The sequence below is a fragment of the Rhizobium sp. 1399 genome (genome assembly GCF_031455475.1).
GTDB lineage: Bacteria > Pseudomonadota > Alphaproteobacteria > Rhizobiales > Rhizobiaceae > Rhizobium.
The window spans coordinates 76,101-97,186 of sequence record NZ_JAVDSU010000006.1; the positions used below are offsets into that span (position 1 = coordinate 76,101).

Sequence of the window (21,086 nt, forward strand, 5' to 3'; positions counted from 1 at the left end):
TCGTTCAGTCATGTCTGTACCTGTCATCGTAGAATGTCACGCTATTGCCGAACCGTGTCCAAGGACACACCTGACCTGTGCGCCGGTTGGGTGGTCGCTGCAGATGGCTCATGCGGTGAGTGAGAAGGTTGCTGTCTGGCCGTCCTCCGGAGCGCCGGTCGAACGCTGTGACGAGATCCTCCCGACGTCTGCCTCCCGCCGAGATTTCGCGGGATGCAGCTGCCACGGAAGGCCTGTTGGTGTGTCCTGACGCTTCTGCTCACGCTTCAGGAAGGTTTCAGTGTTCCCAGTGCGAATGGCAGATAACCGAGCACATATTCACCCGCTTGAACTGCGGATCCTTCGCGGCCAGAAAGTCATCATTGAAGGTTCCAAAGGTGGTCTCCGGCCTATGCTTCATGCCCTGGTAGAACGCGTCGACGATCCCGTCTTTGAAGTCGGCTTCGCGAGGAAACGCCGCGACGACAGCATTACGCTGCGCCTCTGTGTAATGTTCGAATCCTCGCCCGGCGACGTCCATCCCGGCTCCGGCCTGGAGCAGCGCAATTTCGGGACGCATGAACTCTGGAATTCCGGGCGTCGTATGCAAGGCGACCGCGTTCCACACCGTTTCGATGTCGCCCTCTGAGATGCCACGCGCGTGCAGGAAGTCGCGCGCGGCATTTGCCCCATTCACTTCGAAGCGAAGGCGGCTGTCTGCAAACTGCGCCGTTAGTCCGAGATCATGAAACATGGAGGCGACGTAGAGCAGCTCGGGATCGTAGACGAGCCGTTTGCTTTTCCCGCTCATGGCTCCCCAGAAGTAGACGCGACACGAGTGGTGAAAGAGCAGCTCGCTCTCCGTGTCGCGTATAAGCTGGGTGACATCCCCTGCGAGCTTGCTGTCAGGAATGCGTATGCCGGCTATCTCCAGCGGGATCATGGCACGCTCCATTCATCGGTTGATTGGGACCGACTTTCGGCCGGCTTACCGCACTGCCTGCGGCGTGTTGCGGAAGCTGATGGCCATGCGATTATAGCTGTTCATCAGGCTGATCGCGATGGTGAGGTCGACGAGCTGCTTCTCGTCGAAAACCTTCCGCGCCGCCTGATAGGCGCTGTCCGGCACGCCCGTCTGCGCCACGAGGGTAACGCTCTCCGCCCATGCGAGAGCTGCACGCTCCGTCTCGGAAAAGAGGTTGCCGCCTTCTTCCCAGGCCTGAAGGAGGGCCAGCTTCTCGGCCCTGACGCCCCGCTTGACCAGCTCGCGGGTGTGCATGTCAAGGCAGTAGGCGCAGTTGTTGATCTGCGATACGCGCAGATAGACGAGGTCGACAAGTTCTCCCGACAGGCCGCTCTGGGTGATGTATCCATATACGCCTCCAAGAGCCTTCGCTCCGTTCGGGGCCACCTGGTTGTAATCAAGCCTCTGTGTCATGTCGGTTCTCCTTACTTCTGCTTCACGGGGAAAGTGAGCTTCGTTTCAGTGGTATCGGTGACGAAGACGGCAAGCAGCCTGGCTGGCTCCGTCGAGCTCGCATTGCGGCTAATGGAATGAATTGCGCCAGGCGGCTCCGACCAGCCTTCTCCGGCCTTGTAGATGCGAGCCGGGCCGTCGTTGACCTTCGACTCGACCTCGCCAGAAAGGACGTAAGCGTAGATGAAGGCTGAGTTGGCATGGGTATGCGGCTGGGAGGCCGCACCAGGCTCGTAGTCGACTTCGACGGCGACAAGCGACTTGCCCGGTACGTTCGGGATAGCCTCCCGGAATCTGGGAGTGACCGTTTCGGACCGCGGATCATGCGCCAATGCTTGCGACGCCATGATGCAGGACAGTGCCGCGAAGGCGGCGGGCAACAGGTTTTTCATCTTCATGGACGTGCTCCTTTCGATGGCCTGAAGATGCCGCTGCCGTGGCACAAAGAAAAGAACCAAGAACATGCAGAAACAGTGTACCATGAACCCATGGGAACCAAACTTAGCCTTTCCATCGACCGCTCCGCACGGACATCGCTCTCGGAACAGATCCACTCCGGAATCAGGAAGGCGATCGAGGACGGCGTATTGGAACAGGGAGCGCGTCTGCCTTCCTGGCAGGACCTTTCGGCCGAGCTTGGGGTCGCGCGCGGAACCGTCCGGGCCGCCTATGACAAGCTTGCTGCCGCGCAGCTGATCGAGGCTTCAAGGGCGGCGGGCACCCGCGTGGCGCAGCGGCCGGGTGCCGTTGCGGATATGCAGACGCGGGTAGATCCCGGTGCGTTCATGCAAATGTATCTGGAAATGACGCAGGGACCTGCGTTCTTTCAGATGGGCGTGCCTGCCACGGATGTCTTCCCGGCAACATTGTTCGCCCGTCTGCACGGCCAGGCGGTGCGTAGCGGAGCGAGGGCGCCGCTGCTCTACCCGGATCCGCGTGGGGAGCTAGAGCTGAGACGCGAGATCGCCTCCTTTCTGGCCATAGCCCGTGGCATGAACTGTTCGCCGGACCAGGTGATAGTGACCAACGGATATGCTGCAGGTCTGGGGCTTGCACTCGGCGCCCTGAAGCTGGCCGGGCACGCCGCCTGGCTGGAAGAGCCAAGTTTCCCCTGGTCTAGACGAGGGGTCGAACTTGCCGGTCTCTCGGTCACGCCGGTCCCGGTCGATACGAAGGGAATCGACGTCGAACACGGCATGCGCTCATGCCCCGGCGCGAGGCTCGCGGTGGTCACACCGGGGCAGCAGGCACCCCTGGGCCACACCCTGTCCCTCGAACGACGTCTGCTTCTGCTCGACTGGGCAGCGGCGAATGATGCATGGGTTGTGGAAGACGACTACCTGAGTGAACTGCAGCTGACGGGTAGAGCCGCCCCCGCTCTTGCCTCGCTGGATCGAATAGGACGTGTCATCCACATCGGCTCCTTCAGCAAGACCATCAGCCCGGCGCTCCGGCTCGGCTTCGTCATCGCGCCCCCTGCGCTGGTGCCGTTGTTCGCGGAGATGGCCGCCTGCCTCATGCCAGCGCCAGGTCCCGCAGTGCAGATGGCTGTCGCGGAGTTCATCAGGGAGGGCCACTATCTAAGGCACTTACGCCGCATGAAGCGTCTCTATGCCTCGCGACAGCAGGCCGTGCTTGCTGCCCTTCCGAGCTCCGACTGCGTCGTTGATGTTTCGACACCGGGTCTCGCGGTCCTGCTCAGGCTGCAGAACGACATTTCGGACGTCGCCGTGGTAAGCAAGGCTCTCCCATTCGGTCTGTTTCCGGCGCCGCTTTCGCCGTGGTTCGTGTCGCCAGGAAACGCACAGTCGGGGCTGCTTCTGGGCGTCGCGAATGCTCCCCAGAGAAATCTCCGCGAGGCTTGCGGCCGGCTTCTGGAACTGGCCGAACGGTCGCGGCTCTAGGTGTGGCCGCACAATCACCGCGTCTTCCGGAAGCTTGCGCGATACTGGGCTGGAGTGACGGTGAGCCGCTGCGTGAAGACGGCCCGCATCCTGTCGGCCGTGCCAAATCCGCAGTCGTAGGCGACCGTCTTCAGCTGAAGATCGCTACCCTCAAGCAGGTTCCTCGCGGCGTCTACTCTTGACCGCTCCACGAACTCGTGCGGGGTGCGGTCTGTGGCCTGCACGAAGTGTCGGCTGCGTGTGCTCATTCCGACAAGCTTCCCCAGAGATTCAAGCGTGTGCCGTTCACGCAGGTGGTCCATCACGTGCTGCTGGATCCTGGCGATCTGCGACGTCGGATCCGCGGGGGCGATGAGGAACGGGCTGAACTGCGACTGGCCGCCCTGGCGCCGTGCGACCACGACCAGCCGCTTCGCGACAGCTAGCGCCACGTCGTTTCCGTGTGTCTCCCTGACCAGAGCCAGCGCGAGATCGATAAGCTCAAGGTCGCGACCACCACACGCGAACACACGTCGTTGTATGGCACGCAAGGATAACCGTCGAGGTCGTCAATGTGATCACGGATGAACAATGGCGAGCTATCACGACATCCGCCGAACTATCTTGTTCGAGGCTCGTGGCCTGACTGGATAGGACGCAAACCATCCGGATGACCGTATGCCAGGGCATATCCCGTTTCTGCTTATGCTTGGCAGCAGGGCTGTCGGTGCGGCTCGTCTCGATCTGATGGCCGACAGGGAAGCGTGTGTTCGAACGGTCGGAATCAGGCAGGATTTCCAACGAAAAGGATGGCCGTACGCTCATGGTCCATCTCGAAGCGCTCGCATCATCTCATAGCGTCGAGAAACTGGTCGTGAACGCTGCGAGAGATGCTGTTGGTTTTATCGGGCGCTCGGATGGACCGTCATTGATGCCGCAGGGGATAATCCGGTGCTAACCAAAGAATTGGGAACAGATCTCTAGTGGGACATCTCGTGCCTTTCGCGCCATAGTGCCGAGGAGGTTTCATAGCACGAGCCTTGCTGTACCAGAGGCGACGGGCTCACTGAGAACCGGACGCAGACCAATGTGAATCGTCGTCCACTTCTGTCGAAACGCATTTGATAAGGCTCGCATGGGCTTTCCTGACGCCAGCATTCTTCACCCGGTCAAGGTCGCCGGAGACGTACACGCGACCTGTCGCCTGTAGGGAGATCGTATCCCGCTCGACGGTTTCGGCACCTTTAAAGAAGTCGTCCATGGAAACGCTGAGAGCTTGCGACAGATGGTAGAGAACGCCGGCACTGACGCGATTTGAACCCTTCTCGTACTTTTGCACCTGCTGAAACGAAATCCCCAAAGCCTCGGCGATGGCGGATTGGCTTAATCCCTTCGTCTTCCGGATACGTGCCAGATTTCCGCCAACGACCGCATCGATCGGGTCTCGTGCTTTTCGCGCCATCTTGTTCTCCGTTCAAATGTTCGTCCGCGCCCGGTATCGCTTGCTACGCCTTCTAAATGTCGGCAACGGTTTCACTGAAAACTGCCCCTCTAAGCTTCCTCGCGTATAGCCACGATTGGTTTCGGCGCTCGTTGCGCCGAAACGCAACCCCTCCGCGTTAACGCCCGGCGGAGCAATTGCTAGCGAGACTGGCGGCGGCCTTCGGGACTACGCCAACCCTTCCAAGACCGCAAATCCAGCGCCAAAGTCCGGGACTAAAATGCAAAATGCTGGAGGATATTCCTGGGGTAGGCACGCGCATTTTCGCAGAGTTTTTCTATCTGCTCATCGCTGACGTCAGCAAGAATACCGGTACGCACCAGCACGGAATCCAATCCAGCCGACTTCGCGCCCAGAATATCGTGATCGATGCTATCGCCAATGCAGACTACGCGACGACGGTCGGTGACACCAACGAGCTTCAATGCGTGTTCGTAGATTTCGGGATACGGTTTTCCAAGCCAGGTGACGTGACCGCCCATCCCCTCGTAGAGCTTGGCGATGGTGCCTGCGCCCGGCGCGATGGAGCCGTTGCTCAATTTATGGATGTCGGGATTGGTACAGTAACAGGGGATTCCGTTCTCGGCCGCCGGACGCAGCATTTCGCGGTAGTCATCCATCGGTATTCGTTCGGCTTCGCTGCCGGAGATGATGACAATTTCGGCGTCGGAGGCGTCTTGTATGGAGATGAGCCCAAGCCGATCGGCGAGATTGGTGTCTCCACCGCTGGATATCGTCAAGCATCGAGCCTTTTTCGGTATGGCCTTTTCAGGTCGAGAGAGGATATCGAATGCCACGTCTCCCGATGTGACAAAGAAATCGAAGCTTCCTGAAGCAAAACCGAGGCTAACGAGCCGCTCGGAATTGTACTCACCGCTTCTGCCTGAATTGGATAGGATAACGACCTTCCGGCCCGCCGATGCGAGCTTGGACAGGGCAGCGATTGCACCCTCATAGGGACCGGCGTCGTCCCTCAGTACCCCGAACTGGTCGACGAAGAAAACGTCATATGCCGGCGCGAGTTGAGGTAGAGTGATCGGCGTTAGTTCAGGCATTTCCGCCATCCAATCGGGAAAGCACCAGCGCAGCTGTACCGACGGCTGCCTCGACCGATTTCGCAGCCAAAGTGTCCACCCCCATAGCCTGCGCCCTCATGGCGGTCCAAACGGGATTTCGCGCTCCGCCCCCAACCGTTCGAAGGCTTGTCACTGCTGGCGCTCCCAACTCGCTTAACCGCTGATAACCCAACCTCTCGATCTCGGTCATGCCTTCAAGGATTGCCTGAAAGTATGCGTGATCCTCGGCGGGACGCGGCGTGAGCCGGGGCGGGTAATGAGGATCGTTGATCGGAAAACGCTCGCCGGGTCGCAGAAGCGGATAGTAATTCAGATCCAGTTTGCGGTCCGGGTCGATTTTTCGGGTGAGTTCGTCCAGACGGTCATCGCCGAGTAGGGCGCGCACGACGTTTCCACCGCTGTTGGAAGCACCACCACCAAGCCAAAACCGCCCGACACGGTGCGAGTATATGCCATATTCGGGCGCGCTGATCGGAGCGTCCGATGCAAGCTTGAGCACAATCGTGGATCCGAGGGCGGTTACCGCGTCGCCAATGGCCGATGCTCCCGTAGCAAGAAACGAAGCGCAGCCGTCGGTCGTTCCCGCATGGAACCAAGCGGATTTGGCCAGACCCAGTTCCAGCAGGTATCCCTCGACCGGAGCGACCTTTTGGCCCGCACGATAGACCATGGGCAGCTTGGATACGTCCATTCCCGCGGCTTCGATCCAATCCGGCCAGCGTTCCGTTCCCAGATCGAAACCGGTCTTGAGTGCGTTGTTTTCGTCACTGACCCGCCCTGGGCAACCCAATTTCATCAGGATCCAGTCGGCCTGATGTACGATGGCATGAGCACGGTCCTGGCGCGACAAATAGATGGCTCGGGCAAGGCCCGAATTCGCGCCGACTGCCGTGCTGGTCGCCGGAGCCTCACTTGCTATGCTTTCGATGATTGCAGCATCAGGGCAGGGATCATTGTACATGAGGACCTGACCTGTCGGCTCGTTGGCACGATCGAGCGATAGAACCGTCCCGGACGTGCCATCAACAGCAACGCCTTCAATCGAGCTGAAGTCGGTTGCTTCGGCGAGACGCTCTATCGCCTCCTTGACCCTGTCCCACCAGCAGGCGGGTTGCCGCATCTCGTCCGGCGACACGAACGGTGCCGTGGCGAAGCCGACCGGATTTCCCGCACGGTCGATAGCCGAGGCCCGAGCGCCGGACGTGCCGATATCGATTCCGAGTGCAACTGGTTGGCTATTTTTGGCGCTCACGCGTTCCGCCTTTCGGAGCCTCGGTCGAGCGCTTGTCGATATTGCTCTGCTTCCCAGTGCGTCAATTCATATTCGTCGTCTTTCGAAAGATACACTACCGACGCCTCTTCAGGGATGCGGCCCACCACCTCCGAGAGGCAACGGGCCATAACCTCGCCACCTGCAGTGAGGGTGCTGGACAAGAGTACTCCCTTGTCCGGGACGATCAGCATTTTCGGAGCTTCACGACCTTCGCGGTGAGATGCGGCCTCGAGGTCGGCCGCGCTTTGCCCCTCTGAAAGCACGCCTATCTCCGTTCCAAGGAAAATGACGTGGTCCGGATAAAGCGAGCCGCCAAGTGCAATTCCTCGATTGACATTCGAAAGCGCGACGGCGTGGCTTTCACTGTCGCGCGCCAGATGATAGCCGGAATTCTTCGCAATCCGTTCCAGCGCATCGACGTCGGCCAGACCGCTGTTACGGGTTTGGCGTGAAAGGGCCTTCGAGACACGCTGGATACGACCGGCGACTTCCTCAACCGTGTCACCGCAAACGATGATCCCGTGATTGAACAGGATGAGGACGTCCGGCATCGATGCGGCTGCTTTCTCGATCTCCCTGGCGAGTGGAGTTCCTGGACGCCTGTATGGAACCGTGACCCATCTGAGATCGGAGACGGCACTCATGCATTCAGCCAGCATAGCCTCGCGGTCTTCAAGAACGGCCAGAGCAATTGCGTTCACGCAATGATAGTGCGCGACCACCGGACTTTTGAGTGCCGCGTGAAAACTGGTTTCGATCGATGGCCGAAGGCCGCTGGAATTCAGTTCGGAAACAACGAAATCGGTGGACTTCTCGGCCCGTACGTCGCCATTGCGAAGCGCTGCAACCAGCGGATCGACGACAACTGGGACCATGATGTCTTCAATATCCGCCTTGGAAAGCCACGTGCCCGATGCCTTCACCCACATCACGCCGTCGCTCTTGATCGACGTATTGCCGCCCGCGCCCTGCGTCTTGAGGATGTCGCTGCCAATCTGGCTGGAAAGCCCGAGAAAACTCTTGAATAGTTCCGTGTTCCTGGGGTCCGGTCGGGTCATATCATCTTTCCCTCCTGCTGCGTTGATACTCGCCTTCCGGTTCGGCTGGCTCATGAGCGAACTTTTGCTCGATCCTATAAATGTGATTGCAGATCGTCAACGATGAAGATTTTGCGTCTCTCGTGTTGCGATCCTATACATGATGTGATTATAGTTCGTCATAAGCGCTCAGGGAGAAGCGTCAGTGGAGGACTGTCTTGAACGATTCCGATCGCCATCGCCTGATCGCAGAAATGCTTCGCGAGCGGCCCTTCGCGTCCGTGCGTGACCTGCAGAAGCGGCTTGGCGTTTCCCCTGCGACAATCCGAAGAGATATCGATAAGCTTCACGACATCGGAATTGCTCGAAAGGTCTACGGTGGGATATCCGCTAACGAGTCATCGACCGTGGCGCGCCTTTCTGCTCGGCCATATGACGAAAACCGCGACATTGCTGTTGATGCAAAGCGTGCGATCGCTGAGATGGCCGCGGGTCTGGTGCGAGACGGGGACTCGATAATCGTCCATGCGGGATCGACCTGCTATCAACTCGGTCTGCAATTGGCTCGCCGCAACGTCCGCCTCTACACGAACTCCATGCCTTTGGCCGCATATGTCGGCGAGCACGGGACTTGCCATCTGACCTTGGCGGGCGGGGTGCTGTATCGAGAGCCCGGAATTATCCACGATGCGTCCGCCGGCGCGCCCGACTTCTTCGCCTCGCGGTTCTTCCTTGGCACTCAGGGTATCAGCAGCGAGGGACTTCTGGAATCGCACCCGTTGTTAACGAAGGCGATTGGGGAATTGAGCGGTTGTGCGGACGAAATCGTGCTTCTGGCAGATAGCCGCAAACTCTCGATTCAACCGCGCAATGTCGTTCTCCCGCTTTCCCGTATCGGCACGATCGTCATCGACGACGGACTGTCGGACGTCGGAGCAAAGATGCTCGAGGATGCGGGGGTTACGATAATGATCGCGACGGTCGGAGGTCAGTCATGATGCCACCAAACGCGATCGCGGTCTTCGATCTCGGCAAGACCAACTCGAAACTCTTCGTGTTCGGAGCGGATGGCTCGGTACTTTCGGAGACGCGAACGAAGCCGTCATGGGGCGAGTACGAAGGTTTTCGCGTGCTCGACGACGCCGCTCTGTTCGGCTGGATGAAGACCGCGCTGACGCGTGCGATTGAAGTGCACTCGGTCGGACACGTCATCTTTTCCGGTCATGGCTGCACATTTGCGCTCGTTGAGGAGGATCACCTGGTGCATCCGATCCTCGACTATGAACAGGAACCTCCTCCGTCGCTGGGGGATCGCATCGACATGTCGATCCCGGCTTTCTCCGAGACATATTCTCCAAGGCTGCCGCTGGGTTTCAACTACGGGCGGCACATGCTTTGGCTGGAGGCCGTCAAGCCCGAGGCGCTGAGCCGCGCCGATGCTGTTCTTCCCTATCCCCAGTTCTGGTCGTGGAAATTCTCTGGCCGCAAGGTGTCCGAGGTATCTTACATCGGCTGCCACTCTCACCTTTGGGCACCGCTGCGCGGTGATTTCAGCAGTCTGGTCGATAGTCGAGGTTGGCGTGAGAAGATGCCCGCTTTCGAAAAAGCAGGCGCTGTTTTGGGCAATTGGAACCTCACAGACGGAACGGGTGAGGCGCGCTCCGTCAATGTCCACAATGGCGTTCACGACAGCAATTCGGCCCTCTACTACTATCGTTCGGTTGGATTCCAGGACTTCACCCTCGTGTCTACCGGGACGTGGGTCGTGATCTTCAATTCGGCATGCCCGCTCGAAGCGCTGGACGAAGATAGGGATATGCTCGCGAACGTTACGGTCGATGGAAAGCCAGCGCCGACGATCCGTTTCATGGGCGGCAGAGAGTACGATCGCGCCAGTGGCGGTTGGAACAAGCCTGTGAGTCTTGAGGCATTGTCTCGGGTAATCGCAAAAGGCGTGTTCGCATTGCCGTCGTTCGCGCTGGGCGGCCCGATGCAAGGCTTCGAAGGCCGGTTCGTGGGACCGGAGGTGGAAGGCGAGGAGAGGGCGGCCGCCGCGCTTCTATACGTCGTTCTCATGACCAGTCTGTCCCTCGATCTCATTCGGTCCGATAACGCGATCGTCATAGACGGTGGCCTAGTCAAGACCGGGTTGTTTGCCGAAATACTCGCCCAACTGCGGCCCGCGCAGCCGATCTTCACCAGCGCGACGGCCGAAGGCAGTGCCTTTGGTGCCGCGGCTCTTGTTTTCGACACGATGGGCCTAGAGCCGTTCGCAAATGAGACCAGTCAGGTAGCGCCGGCGCAAATCTTTGGTCTTGAAGCATACCGCGACACGTGGCGAACACTAGCTGAGGTCGACGGGCCGGAGGCGACGCAGCCAAGGAAGGAGTTCCACGCATGAGCGCGGCAAACACCGAAACGCAAGCACCCATCCTGGAGATGCGCAATATCAGCAAGACGTTCGCAAGCACCAAGGCTCTTACCAACGTCTCGCTGACCGTCTATCCCGGCGAAGTCCATGCCTTGATGGGTGAGAACGGCGCCGGGAAGTCGACGCTGATGAAGGTTCTCTCCGGCGCCTATGTTGCGGATCCTGGCGGTGCTGTCCTCGTCGACGGAAAGCCGATCGTGTCCGGCGATCCGATCAAGGCCAAGGCAAATGGCATCGCGGTCATTTATCAGGAACTGTCGCTCGCGCCGAACCTGACGGTTGCACAGAACATGTTCCTGGGTGCCGAGCCGTCGCGCTATGGTGTCGTCGATAAGGCTGCGGCACGCGCCCGTGTCGAGCCAATTCTCAAGCAGCTGGGCATTAACTTCGGACCGTCACAGTTCGTGGCAACGCTCTCGTTGGGCGAACGTCAGATGGTGGAGATCGCGCGTGCCCTGACCACCAACGCGAGGATCATCGTCATGGACGAGCCGACGACTTCGCTGACCTCCAGGGAGACGGAACGCCTTTTCGAGGTCATCGCGGGGCTTAAGGCGCGCGGCATAGCGATCATCTACATCAGCCATAGAATGGAAGAGATCTACGCGCTCGCAGACCGTGTCAGCGTTCTGCGCGATAGCGCCTACGTCGGCACGCTCGAGCGCGAAGAACTGTCCGCCGGACGACTGGTCTCGATGATGGTCGGTCGCGATCTCTCCACTTTCTACAAAAAGGAACACCGTGCACCTGTGCAGGCGGCCAAGACGGTTCTTTCAGTGAAAGATGTTGGTGACGGCCGCCGAGTTCTCGGATGCTCGTTCGACGCAAGGGCAGGCGAGGTCCTCGGCATCGCGGGCCTGGTTGGGTCCGGTCGGACGGAACTAGCGCGCCTCGTTTTCGGCGCGGACCCCAAAACGGCCGGCACGGTGTCTTTGGAGGGCCGGGAACTGGCCATTAGCGGACCGCGGGACGCGATGGATGCAGGGATCGCGTATCTCACAGAGGACCGGAAGGGCCTTGGCCTCTTCCTCGATATGACGATCAACGAAAACATCAATATCGGCGTTATCAGCAGGGACGCCGGCCCCGGTGGCATCTTGAATTTCGCCGCCGCCAGGGAGCGTGCCACCCGCGCGATCAAATCGCTTTCCATTCGCACGTCGAGTGCAAGCATCAATGTCGGCGCTCTGTCGGGTGGCAACCAACAGAAGGCACTGATTGCACGACTCCTCGAAACGAAGCCCAAGGTCATCATCTTCGACGAGCCGACGCGCGGTGTCGATGTGGGTGCCAAGTCCGAGATTTACCGGATCATCGACGAGCTCGCGCAGGCAGGCATCGCGATCGTCGTGATTTCGAGTGACTTGCCGGAAATCATCGGCATCGCCGATCGCGTCCTCGTCATGCGCGAAGGCCGCATCGCGGGTGAAGTTCTGGCGACGCCCGATCAGCCAATCAGCCAGGAAGCCATCATGGCGTTTTCCACCGGATCGGCATCGAAAGTCGCCTGAAGCCGGACAACAAAGACGACGGGATAAAGATATGACCTCGACATCAACCGACCAGCTGAACGCAGGCAAGGCAAGATTCAGATCGACGCTTACCGCGCTCGGTATGTTGCCAGTGCTCGTCATCCTGGCTATCGGCTTTCATCTGTTGAGCGGCCGCTTTCTAAGCGTCAACAACCTGTCGATCGTGATGCAACAGGCATCGATCAATACTGTTTTGGCTGCCGGGATGACCTTCGTGATCCTGACGGGCGGCATTGACCTGTCGGTAGGTTCTATCCTTGCGGCCTCGGCCATGGTTGGCGTGATCGTGTCTCTCTGGCCGGACGTCGGCATGCTGGGTATTCCTGCTGCGATCGGCGTGGGACTTGCCTGTGGTGTCGTCAACGGCACGATCATTTCGGCGCTGAAGCTTCCGCCCTTCATCGTCACGCTCGGCTCGCTGACCGCTATGCGCGGCATCGCCCGACTTCTCGGCGGCGACACGACGGTTTTCAATCCCGACTTGCCGTTCGACTTCATCGGCAATGGCAGTTTCTTCGGCGTGCCATGGCTGGCGATCATCGCTCTGGCGACCATCCTGATCTCGTGGTTCATCCTGAAGCGCACGGTATTGGGCACGTGGATCTACGCTGTCGGCGGAAACGTCGAGGCAGCGCGCCTCACCGGGATCAAGGTCCCGCTGGTGCTGCTCTTCGTCTACTCGATGTCGGGTCTGCTCTCGGGGCTTGGCGGCGTGATGTCCGCAGCCCGCCTGTATGCTGCGAACGGCCTGCAACTTGGTCAATCCTACGAGCTCGACGCGATCGCAGCCGTCATTCTCGGCGGAACCAGCTTCGTCGGCGGTGTCGGTTCGATCTGGGGTACGCTGATCGGCGCACTCATCATCGCGGTGCTGTCCAACGGCCTCATCCTCGTCGGCGTTTCCGACATTTGGCAGTACATCATCAAGGGACTTGTCATCATCGTGGCCGTAGCGCTCGACCGCTACAGGCTCAAAGGACTTAGCCGCACCTGACGTGCGACTGGAGGAACCGGGGTTGCCGGATAACGGGGCGCAGGAAGCGCCATAAGGAGGAAAATATGCGCATGATTTCGAAACTGCTCGCAGCGACCACTCTGGCCGCAGCCATCGCAATGCCGGCAGCCGCCAAAGACCTGGAGAAGATCGGCATTTCCGTCGGTCTGCTTGGCAATCCGTTCTTCGTTGCGACCATCAAGGGCATCGAGGATCGCGCCAAGGAAATCAATCCGAACGTACAGGTCACCTCGGTTTCGGCAGACTACGACCTCAACAAGCAAGTTTCGCAGATCGACAGCTTCATCGCCGCAGGCGTTGACATCATCATGCTGAACGCCGTCGACGCCAAGGCGATTGCTCCGGCCGTCAAGAAGGCCCAGGCTGCAGGTGTTATCGTTGCCGCCTTCGACGTTTCGGCTCCGGGCGCTGACGTCACGGTCATGACGAACAACATCAAGGCAGGTGAAGAGGCGTGCCAGTACATCGTCGATCAGCTCAAGGGCAAGGGCGACGTCGTCATCATCAACGGCCCGGCATCGTCCTCGATCCTCGACCGCGTGCAGGGTTGCAAGAACGTGCTCGCGAAGAGCCCGGACATCAAGATCCTGTCGGACGACCAGAACGGTCAGGGCTCGCGTGATGGCGGCCTCGCAGTCATGCAGGGCCTGCTGACGCGCTTCGACAAGATCGACGCCGTCTTCGCCATCAATGACCCGACGGGCATCGGTGCCGAGCTTGCCGCCAAGCAGCTGAACCGCAACGAGTTCTTCATCACTGCCGTTGACGGTGCCCCAGATATCGAAAAGTCGCTTGCAAGCGGCAATTCCATGATCAAGGCCTCGGCTTCCCAGGACCCGTACGTCATGGCCGGCGACGCCCTCAAGATGGCTGTCGATGTTCTGAACGGCAAGAAGCCGGCGGAGAACACCGTCCTGCTCGACCCGAAGCTGATCACTGCTGACAACGTCAAGGATTACAAGGGCTGGACCGCAGCCCGCTAACGTTTCCTCCCAGGAGCTCGCCGGCGCCTTCGGGCCTGGCGAGCCTTCGCTTCAATGAAATTCAGGATATTAGTGTCATGTCCAAAATCGGCGTCCACTCGTTCGTCTGGAGTGCTGGCTCGTCTCGCGATGAGCTTGAGCGTACACTTACCAGATCGCATGAACTTGGCTTTAAGCTGGTGGAGTTTTCCTATCTCGATCCAAAGCTGGTCGACGTGAAATGGCTCGCGTCCCGCATCAGGGAACTGGGCCTCGACGTCGCGGTGAGCATGGGTCTTCCGACCGATGGTGACATCTCCAGTGATGATCCGTCGGTGATCGCCAACGGTGAGGCCATACTCGACAGAGCCGTTGCGTTGGTTCGCGATCTAGGTGGCACAAAGCTCGCCGGTATCCTGAGTTCCTCGCATGGAAAGCAGGAGCATGCGTTGTCCCGCAAGGGATGGGAAACGAGTGTTACCACGCTGTCGCGGGTCGCCGATCGTGCGAAGGCAGCCGGCGTCACCCTCAATCTCGAAATCGTCAACCGCTTCGAGAGCAACATGCTCAATACGGCAGCCCAAGGCCTAGCGTACATCAAGGACACAGGTGCCTCGAACGTCTTCCTGCATCTCGACACCTTCCACATGAATATCGAGGAAGCTGACGTCGGACTGGCAATACGCAATGCCGCCCACAAGATCGGCTATGTCCACATCGGCGAAAGCCATCGTGGTTATCTCGGAACGGGCAACATCGATTTTGCCGCCATCTTCGACGCTCTGGTCGCCATCGGATGGGACGATTACGTCACGTTCGAATCTTTCTCAACGGCCATCGTTGACAAAGATTTGTCGTTGAAGACGGCGATCTGGCGAAACCTTTGGGACGACAATGTTGCTTTGGCCCGACATGCTCGCCAGTTCATCGAACTCGGTTTGGAAACCGCACGCCTTAAAGCCGAACTCGTGAAGGATGCTCACGCGCCATCGGCGTAGAGGTGTCGAACAAAAGGTATGGAGCAGGTCAAGGCCCGAAATGGCAGAGCCCTTGCGAGCATCCGTCATAGCACCCAGCTTTTTGGGGATTGCCAGAACAAACCGAGAATAAGGGCTGGCGCGGGCAAATTGTAAGGGCTACGAAGATCGACCAACAGATGAGGTTCTGCTTTGGTCTATCGATTCATCCACACCGCCGACATTCATCTCGACTCCCCGCTGCGGACGCTGGCCCTGCGCAATGCCGAGCTTTCCGAGCTGATTGGATTGGCGACCCGACGGTCGTTTGTCCGCATCATCGATCTATGCCTGGATGAACGGGTAGATGCGTTGGTCATCGCTGGCGATCTCTACGATGGCGACCAGACATCGATGAAGACCGCGCGGTTCCTAGCTGAGCAGCTTGCGCGTTTGCACGAGGCAGGCATCAGGGCGTTCATCATTCGCGGCAACCACGATGCGCTCTCCAAAATCACCGCGGAGCTAATTATGCCGGATTCCGTCAAAGTGTTCGGTTCCGTGGCGGAAACCATCGCCATCGACCGAGCTCCCGGCCGGTTCCCCGTGGCAATCCACGGACTGAGTTTCGCGAAACCGCAAGCGCCCGAGAGCCTCCTTCGACAATACGCCGTTCCTGTTCCGGATACCGTGAACATCGGCATTATGCACACCAGTCTCGGCGGCTCTGCGGGACACGATTTGTACGCTCCATGTAGCGTCGCCGACCTCCGCCAAACGGGATTTCGGTACTGGGCACTCGGCCACATTCACAAGAGGTCGGCGGTCGAGGACTCATCCTCCGCGATCGTCATGCCCGGTATTCCTCAGGGGAGGGATATAAACGAGGACGGCCCCAAGTCCGTCTCCCTCGTCACGATAAGGGATGACCGCTCCGTCGTCGTCGAAGAACGCCAAACCGCCATCGCCCAGTTCGAGAGACTGGTCGTCGATATCTCCAGGGCGACTGATTGGAAAGATGTGGTTCTGGAGGCGAAAGGCAAACTGGAACGCCTTTCTTCAGCGGTGTCCGCCGACCAACTGGTTGCCCGCGTCGAAATAACCGGAGCCACCGAACTCGCGTGGCGCATCCGGCGAGACGCCGACCTTCTCCGGACCGAACTCGAGACACGCGGTGCGACGATCGGGAATGTCTGGATCGAGAAGGTCGTGACGTCGTCGGTTGCGCCCAAACAGCAAGATGCACGGCCGAGCGCGCTCGACGAACTTGCAGCGATTATCGACAGCGAGATCCATAGCTCGACCCAATATCGCGACGAGGTTCGCTCGATCGCCGACGAACTGCGGGCCCAGCTCCCGGCCGAGCTCCGCGAGATCTTCGGCAAGGACGAGGGGTCTTTCGAGAACTTGTTGGCGCAATTTGCCAAGGACGGTGCGTCGCAGGTCTTGGCGCGTCTGCGCGGCGGCGAGGGAGAATAGCGTGCGCATCAACCGTCTCGACCTGACGCGTTACGGGAAGTTCACCGATGCCGTCATCGATTTCGGATCGCGTCCCGTCGGATCTCCAGACCTCCATGTCATTTACGGTCCGAATGAGGCTGGAAAATCGACCACGCTCGACGCGATCCTCGATCTGACCTTCGGGATCGGCAATACGACCAAATACGGGTTCCAGCACCCCTATAATACGATGCGCTTAGGGGCGAACGTTCATGTGGGAGGTCAGGACAGAGACTTCGTCCGTATCAAGCGGCCCCAGAACAGTTTGCTCGATCGTGAAGAACGCAGCCTCGCCGATACGGAGATCCGGGCCGACCTTGGCGGAATAGATCGTGACGCGTTCTCGACAATGTTTTCGCTGGACGACATCACACTCGAAAAAGGTGGTGAAAGTATTCTGGCAAGCAAGGGAGACCTGGGCGAATTGCTTTTCTCCGCCAGCGCCGGGCTTTCCGATCTCAGCCGCCAACTCCTGACGATCCGCGGGGATGCGGACACCTTCTATAAATTTCGGGACGCAGCAGCCAACTGAGTGAGCTCAAGCTGCGGTTGACGGAGCTGAAGCAAAAACGCGAAGAACTCGACCTCCAGGCCACCGAGTATCGTAAGAGGTTGGCTGAACTGCAGCGCCTCGACGGTCTCTACAATCAGGCTTTGACCGAGCGTGCGAACACCCAGCGCCAGGCTGACGAGATCAACCGTGTCCTACGAGCGCTTCCGACGATGCGCAGGCTTACCGGGCTTCGAGGCCAGCTCGATGCCCTCGAGACGGTGTCCGATCCACCGGAATCGTGGAAGATCGAACTCCCGGCAATCCGCAAGGGTGAAATCGAAATCCGCGTCAAGCTGGACGAGGTTGCCCGTACTATTGCGGAGATCGAGAACGAGATTGACGGGATGGCCGATGACGCTGTCGCTCTTGGCCTCGCGGCGCGCGTCGCCGATCTCACGAAAACATTCGAACCCAGATACCTGACGGCGCAGGTCGACATCCCGAAGCTTACTGGCCGGGTCGCTGAACTCTCTGTCGAAACGCTCCTTCTGCAGCTAGGCAAAGCCGACGAGAAAACGCCTGCGCGGTTGGTTCTGGATGCGGCGACCGTCGGCAAACTCAGATCGCTCATCAGCGCCAGGTCCGGGGTCGAAGCTCGTCGCGCTTCCGCGGAGGAAGAGCTTATCCGTTCGGAACGCGCCCTTCAGGATGAGGGCAACCGGATTTCGCTCTTCGAGGAGTTTCGCGATCCTGCACGGATCAGGGCTTTCGAAGTACTTGCGGCGACGGTTAAAGCTCTGCCGAAAGCCGGCGACGAGGTCGCGTTCCGTTCCCTGATGCGGCGGCGCGAGAACGCGGATGGCGTATTGTCGGAAAGCCTCGCGCATCTGGCTCCCTGGGCCGGCAGTCCGACCGACCTGGCGGCAATGAGCGTGCCGTCGGCCGCAAAGCTGAACGATTGGAGGACTCGATACCAGGACGGTCGGGAGCGGACGAAGACAACGCGCGCCGAACTTGAGCGCCTTGAGCCGGACGCCAGACGGATGGACGCGGAGATCCAAGTCCTCCGCGCTCGGGCAGGGGAGATCGACGAACCTTCAGTCGCGGCTAGCAGAGCCGCCCGTGAAAGGGCATGGGTTGCACATCGTCAGGCGATGGACGTGCAATCGGCTGACGCTTTTGAGCATGCCATGAGAGCGGACGATCACCTCGTTTCGCAACGGCTCCTGCATTTCGCAGAGGCCAGCAAGCTGGCGCAGTTGATGATGAGCCGAGCATCCGCAGGTTCCGATATCGAAACTGCCCGCGAGCGTATTGAAGCGGCCGCACGTTCCCTCGCGGAACTACGAGCGGAGATGTCCCCAACGTTGGCATCGATTTCGTCCAGTGCCGAATTTGGTGTTGATCCCTCAGAACTGGAAGAATGGCTGCGTAGAAGGACCGTTGCCCTAAGGGCACGTGACGATCTATCGGCCATCGACCAGGAAGTCGCGGAAATCCATGACAGGACCCAGCAATCGAAGGAACAGTTGCTTGCGGCTATCAAGGCAACGGGCCTGGCCGCCCGCGGCGACGCCGATCTGGCAACGCTGTTCGCAGCCGCCGAAGAGGGCCTCGATGCCTTCAACCTCGCCATGGATCAGGCAGACCGTCTGGTGCGACTGAAGGAGGATAACGCCGCGCGCGCCCGTGCGATGACCGATGCGTTGAAAGCCGCGCAGGAATGGGACGCCAGATGGTTCGAGCTCTGCAACGGTTGCTGGTTAGGGGAGGCGTCGATCCTCCCAGACGTAGATGCAGTCAACGGGATCCTCGACGTTCTCGAAAAACTAGCTTCGGCAATCGAAGCCAAAGACAGCCTCGGCGATCGAATCCAGAAGATGGAAAAGGATAGCGCACTGTTCGAAGCTTCGGTGTTCGAATTATGCGACAGCCTGGAAATCCCGAAATCCGCCTCTCTCACGGAGCTTACGCGGACGATCACCGACCGTCTCATGGTTGCAGAGCGGGGCAGGGAGCAACGGGAGAAGCTGGGACGCGATCTCGACAAGAAGCGAGAAGAAGAGCGCGAATACCTTGTCACCAAGGAGGTACTCGATCTCCAAATAGGAAAGATGGCAGCGTTCTTCGAGTGTACCACGCTAGATGAGGTCGAGACCTTTATCGAGCTTTCCTCGAAGCGGCAGGTGCTGCGGACTTCCATTTCTGACGTCGAGCAAGAACTCATCGAGATCAGTGGTGCGAACGATATCGGTGACGTCGAGGAGAGGCTCGCGTCGGCGAATAGAGAAGAATTGGAGGGCCAGCTAGCTTTGCTGACGCCAATCCTCGAAGACCAGGACAGAAAATGTCACGACGTCTTCCATGAGCGCTCCACCATGCAGAAAGCGCTCGACGCCATAGGCGGCGATTCCGTCGTCGCGGAAATCGAGGAGCAGCGGCGCACCATTTTGTTGGAGATCGAAGAACGCGCCGGGCGCTACCTCGAACTTCGCGCGGGGATAACCGCCGCCGAGCAGGCGCTGAAGCTCTTTAGAGATCGGCATCGAAGCGGGATGATGACAAGGGCGTCGGATGCGTTCAGGACCATCAGTCGCGGTGCCTACACGGGTGTCGCCGCCCAGCCCGGCAAGGATGGAGAACTCCTGATCGCGGTCTCGGCGAACGGCGGTTCGAAGATCGCCGACGAGCTGTCCAAGGGCGCACGGTTCCAGCTCTATCTCGCGCTTCGGGTGGCGGGATATCACGAGTTCGTTGCCAATCGCGCACCCATTCCGTTCATCGCCGACGACATCATGGAAACCTTCGATGACTTCCGTGCCGAGGAGGCCTTCCGTTTGTTCACCGAGATGGCCGGGCGTGGGCAGGTAATCTATCTGACGCATCATCAGCACCTGACCGAGATCGCCAAGAAGGTCTGCCCGAGCGTCCGGCTACATGATTTGGAGACAATTCAATCGGCGAGCCGGCTTGGTAGGATTGCGGCCGAGTAGAAGGGACCTGACACCAAGGCGCAGCTACGATGAGCTCCGAACCGGATACCGCCTCATTGCGCCATCCGTTAGAGCTAAATGCTGACCTCCGCGACGGTAATCCTCCGCCAGGAGGAGACATGGATTAGATGAATCGGTTAACGTCAGCTATCTCCTCTGTTGACGGTACGCCCATGCCGACCTTAGTCGAACTCTCCGCTTTCGATCAAATTGGACGAATGATTTCTCTGCCACTGAAGTCCTGTTGAGAGCGACACTCGGGAAATTTGTCGTGTCTGTTGACCACATCGGCAGCACTGCCGTACCGGGCTTGGCCGCGAAGCCGATCATCGACATCGACATCACTATACCGAGTTTGGATGACGTCCCCGATGCAAGTGCGGAGCTGGTCAAGCTTGGATTTGAACCGCGTGAGCGCGCGCAAGAAGAATACGATCGGGTTCGAGACTAGTCGACTGGCATCGGCCGACATTCTACCGCTCGCTCGACACCCGACCAGCTTGTCAAAATTATGCCCCTCAAGAAGACCTATGAATGCGGCCGGGGCATGTACAAGGCCGTCAACAATGTCCTCCCGCCACTTCAACCTGCCGTCGCTGATCCAACCTGCAGCCTCCTTTAAAGACGCAGGTTGCGGATCAATGAATTCCACGTTCATGAAGCCCCGAACGGTGATGCTCTTTTGCTGGATGTCTCTCATGGAAGCGGGGGGATCGGGCCGGGATTGCAAAAGGCCTGTGACCGTCACTATGAGATATAGATCTTATATCTACGGTCAATTACGCACTAATCGTAAAGCCAGATATCGAGGCTTATATCGATGACCAGCGAGATCGGGTGCGGCGCGCGGCCATCGTCCCTGCCAGACCTACTTGAATATCGGAAAGTGATCCCATCACAGCCCCTGTTGCGGCTTGACGATCGCCAATCATCGACCCGCTCCACACAGTCGTGGGCGGGATTCTTTCAGTGATCGAC

The 21,086-nt window shown here is 59.2% G+C and carries 18 protein-coding genes and 1 pseudogene; 11 read left to right on the plus strand and 8 right to left on the minus strand.

The genetic code is table 11. The annotated features are described in order from the left end of the window. Positions 1-277: 277 nt before the first annotated feature. From J2X71_RS19750 to J2X71_RS19760, 3 genes are read right to left on the minus strand one after another with little or no spacing between them, the layout of a single operon-like run. On the minus strand, positions 278-922 hold the full coding sequence (locus J2X71_RS19750) for an HD domain-containing protein (protein ID WP_310384125.1): 645 nt from the start codon (positions 920-922) through the stop codon (positions 278-280). 45 nt (positions 923-967) lie between these two features. Then, positions 968-1,417: a carboxymuconolactone decarboxylase family protein gene (locus J2X71_RS19755; protein WP_310384128.1), complete on the minus strand. Its 450-nt coding sequence runs from the start codon at positions 1,415-1,417 to the stop codon at positions 968-970. 11 nt (positions 1,418-1,428) lie between these two features. Continuing rightward, positions 1,429-1,854: a cupin domain-containing protein gene (locus tag J2X71_RS19760; protein ID WP_113322378.1), complete on the minus strand. Its 426-nt coding sequence runs from the start codon at positions 1,852-1,854 to the stop codon at positions 1,429-1,431. 90 nt (positions 1,855-1,944) lie between these two features. Between J2X71_RS19760 and J2X71_RS19765 the strand changes: the two genes are divergently transcribed. Continuing rightward, positions 1,945-3,360, plus strand: coding sequence for a PLP-dependent aminotransferase family protein (locus tag J2X71_RS19765; protein WP_310384130.1), 1,416 nt, complete (start codon positions 1,945-1,947; stop codon positions 3,358-3,360). A 14-nt stretch (positions 3,361-3,374) separates the two neighbouring features. Here J2X71_RS19765 and J2X71_RS19770 read toward each other — a convergent pair. The 5 genes and pseudogenes from J2X71_RS19770 to J2X71_RS19790 all read right to left on the minus strand — a co-directional run. After that, positions 3,375-3,836: pseudogene (locus J2X71_RS19770) on the minus strand (GlxA family transcriptional regulator); the annotation flags it as partial. A gap of 566 nt (positions 3,837-4,402) precedes the next feature. Next, on the minus strand, positions 4,403-4,801 hold the full coding sequence (locus J2X71_RS19775) for a helix-turn-helix domain-containing protein (protein WP_310384133.1): 399 nt from the start codon (positions 4,799-4,801) through the stop codon (positions 4,403-4,405). A 254-nt stretch (positions 4,802-5,055) separates the two neighbouring features. Next, the gene (locus tag J2X71_RS19780; RefSeq protein ID WP_310384135.1) at positions 5,056-5,895 is read right to left on the minus strand and encodes a TIGR01459 family HAD-type hydrolase; all 840 of its coding nucleotides are present in this window, start codon (positions 5,893-5,895) and stop codon (positions 5,056-5,058) included. Continuing rightward, the gene (locus tag J2X71_RS19785; protein WP_310384137.1) at positions 5,888-7,168 is read right to left on the minus strand and encodes an FGGY-family carbohydrate kinase; all 1,281 of its coding nucleotides are present in this window, start codon (positions 7,166-7,168) and stop codon (positions 5,888-5,890) included. The genes J2X71_RS19780 and J2X71_RS19785 overlap by 8 nt, the downstream gene beginning before the upstream one ends. Next, on the minus strand, positions 7,165-8,301 hold the full coding sequence (locus tag J2X71_RS19790) for a class II aldolase/adducin family protein (RefSeq protein WP_310384139.1): 1,137 nt from the start codon (positions 8,299-8,301) through the stop codon (positions 7,165-7,167). Before J2X71_RS19790 ends, J2X71_RS19785 begins: the two co-directional genes overlap by 4 nt. Positions 8,302-8,444: 143 nt before the next feature. Here J2X71_RS19790 and J2X71_RS19795 point away from each other — a divergent pair, with 143 nt between their 5' ends. The 10 genes from J2X71_RS19795 (at position 8,445) to J2X71_RS19840 (ending at position 20,559) form a co-directional block, all read left to right on the plus strand. Further along, entirely contained in the window at positions 8,445-9,224 is a 780-nt protein-coding gene (locus J2X71_RS19795; protein WP_310384141.1) for a DeoR/GlpR family DNA-binding transcription regulator, read from the plus strand. After that, positions 9,221-10,627 (plus strand): carbohydrate kinase, encoded by a 1,407-nt coding sequence (locus J2X71_RS19800; RefSeq protein WP_310384143.1) that lies wholly within the window; start codon positions 9,221-9,223, stop codon positions 10,625-10,627. Before J2X71_RS19795 ends, J2X71_RS19800 begins: the two co-directional genes overlap by 4 nt. Beyond that, the gene (locus tag J2X71_RS19805) at positions 10,624-12,168 is read left to right on the plus strand and encodes a sugar ABC transporter ATP-binding protein (RefSeq protein ID WP_310384145.1); all 1,545 of its coding nucleotides are present in this window, start codon (positions 10,624-10,626) and stop codon (positions 12,166-12,168) included. The genes J2X71_RS19800 and J2X71_RS19805 overlap by 4 nt, the downstream gene beginning before the upstream one ends. Positions 12,169-12,199: 31 nt before the next feature. Then, entirely contained in the window at positions 12,200-13,183 is a 984-nt protein-coding gene (locus J2X71_RS19810) for an ABC transporter permease subunit (protein WP_310384147.1), read from the plus strand. A 65-nt stretch (positions 13,184-13,248) separates the two neighbouring features. Next, a complete protein-coding gene (locus tag J2X71_RS19815; protein ID WP_310384149.1) occupies positions 13,249-14,187 on the plus strand; it encodes an ABC transporter substrate-binding protein in 939 nt (312 codons plus the stop codon). A 77-nt stretch (positions 14,188-14,264) separates the two neighbouring features. Next, a complete protein-coding gene (locus tag J2X71_RS19820) occupies positions 14,265-15,164 on the plus strand; it encodes a sugar phosphate isomerase/epimerase family protein (RefSeq protein ID WP_310384151.1) in 900 nt (299 codons plus the stop codon). Positions 15,165-15,335: 171 nt separating this feature from the next. Then, the gene (locus J2X71_RS19825; RefSeq protein ID WP_310384153.1) at positions 15,336-16,601 is read left to right on the plus strand and encodes a DNA repair exonuclease; all 1,266 of its coding nucleotides are present in this window, start codon (positions 15,336-15,338) and stop codon (positions 16,599-16,601) included. A 1-nt stretch (position 16,602) separates the two neighbouring features. Next, on the plus strand, positions 16,603-17,154 hold the full coding sequence (locus tag J2X71_RS19830) for an AAA family ATPase (RefSeq protein ID WP_310384156.1): 552 nt from the start codon (positions 16,603-16,605) through the stop codon (positions 17,152-17,154). Between the two features lie 17 nt (positions 17,155-17,171). Beyond that, positions 17,172-20,108, plus strand: coding sequence for a hypothetical protein (locus J2X71_RS19835; RefSeq protein WP_310384157.1), 2,937 nt, complete (start codon positions 17,172-17,174; stop codon positions 20,106-20,108). A 244-nt stretch (positions 20,109-20,352) separates the two neighbouring features. Next, entirely contained in the window at positions 20,353-20,559 is a 207-nt protein-coding gene (locus J2X71_RS19840; RefSeq protein ID WP_310384159.1) for a GrpB family protein, read from the plus strand. The last annotated feature ends 527 nt before the right edge of the window (positions 20,560-21,086 follow it).

Bases quoted from the DNA above. Each gene is read 5' to 3' on its own strand.
- J2X71_RS19750 (WP_310384125.1), bottom strand. From the start codon at position 922: ATGATCCCGCTGGAGATAGCCGGCATACGCATTCCTGACAGCAAGCTC.
- J2X71_RS19755 (WP_310384128.1), bottom strand. From the start codon at position 1,417: ATGACACAGAGGCTTGATTACAACCAGGTGGCCCCGAACGGAGCGAAG.
- J2X71_RS19760 (WP_113322378.1), bottom strand. From the start codon at position 1,854: ATGAAGATGAAAAACCTGTTGCCCGCCGCCTTCGCGGCACTGTCCTGC.
- J2X71_RS19765 (WP_310384130.1), top strand. From the start codon at position 1,945: ATGGGAACCAAACTTAGCCTTTCCATCGACCGCTCCGCACGGACATCG.
- J2X71_RS19775 (WP_310384133.1), bottom strand. From the start codon at position 4,801: ATGGCGCGAAAAGCACGAGACCCGATCGATGCGGTCGTTGGCGGAAAT.
- J2X71_RS19780 (WP_310384135.1), bottom strand. From the start codon at position 5,895: ATGCCTGAACTAACGCCGATCACTCTACCTCAACTCGCGCCGGCATAT.
- J2X71_RS19790 (WP_310384139.1), bottom strand. From the start codon at position 8,301: ATGAGCCAGCCGAACCGGAAGGCGAGTATCAACGCAGCAGGAGGGAAA.
- J2X71_RS19800 (WP_310384143.1), top strand. From the start codon at position 9,221: ATGATGCCACCAAACGCGATCGCGGTCTTCGATCTCGGCAAGACCAAC.
- J2X71_RS19805 (WP_310384145.1), top strand. From the start codon at position 10,624: ATGAGCGCGGCAAACACCGAAACGCAAGCACCCATCCTGGAGATGCGC.
- J2X71_RS19810 (WP_310384147.1), top strand. From the start codon at position 12,200: ATGACCTCGACATCAACCGACCAGCTGAACGCAGGCAAGGCAAGATTC.
- J2X71_RS19815 (WP_310384149.1), top strand. From the start codon at position 13,249: ATGCGCATGATTTCGAAACTGCTCGCAGCGACCACTCTGGCCGCAGCC.
- J2X71_RS19820 (WP_310384151.1), top strand. From the start codon at position 14,265: ATGTCCAAAATCGGCGTCCACTCGTTCGTCTGGAGTGCTGGCTCGTCT.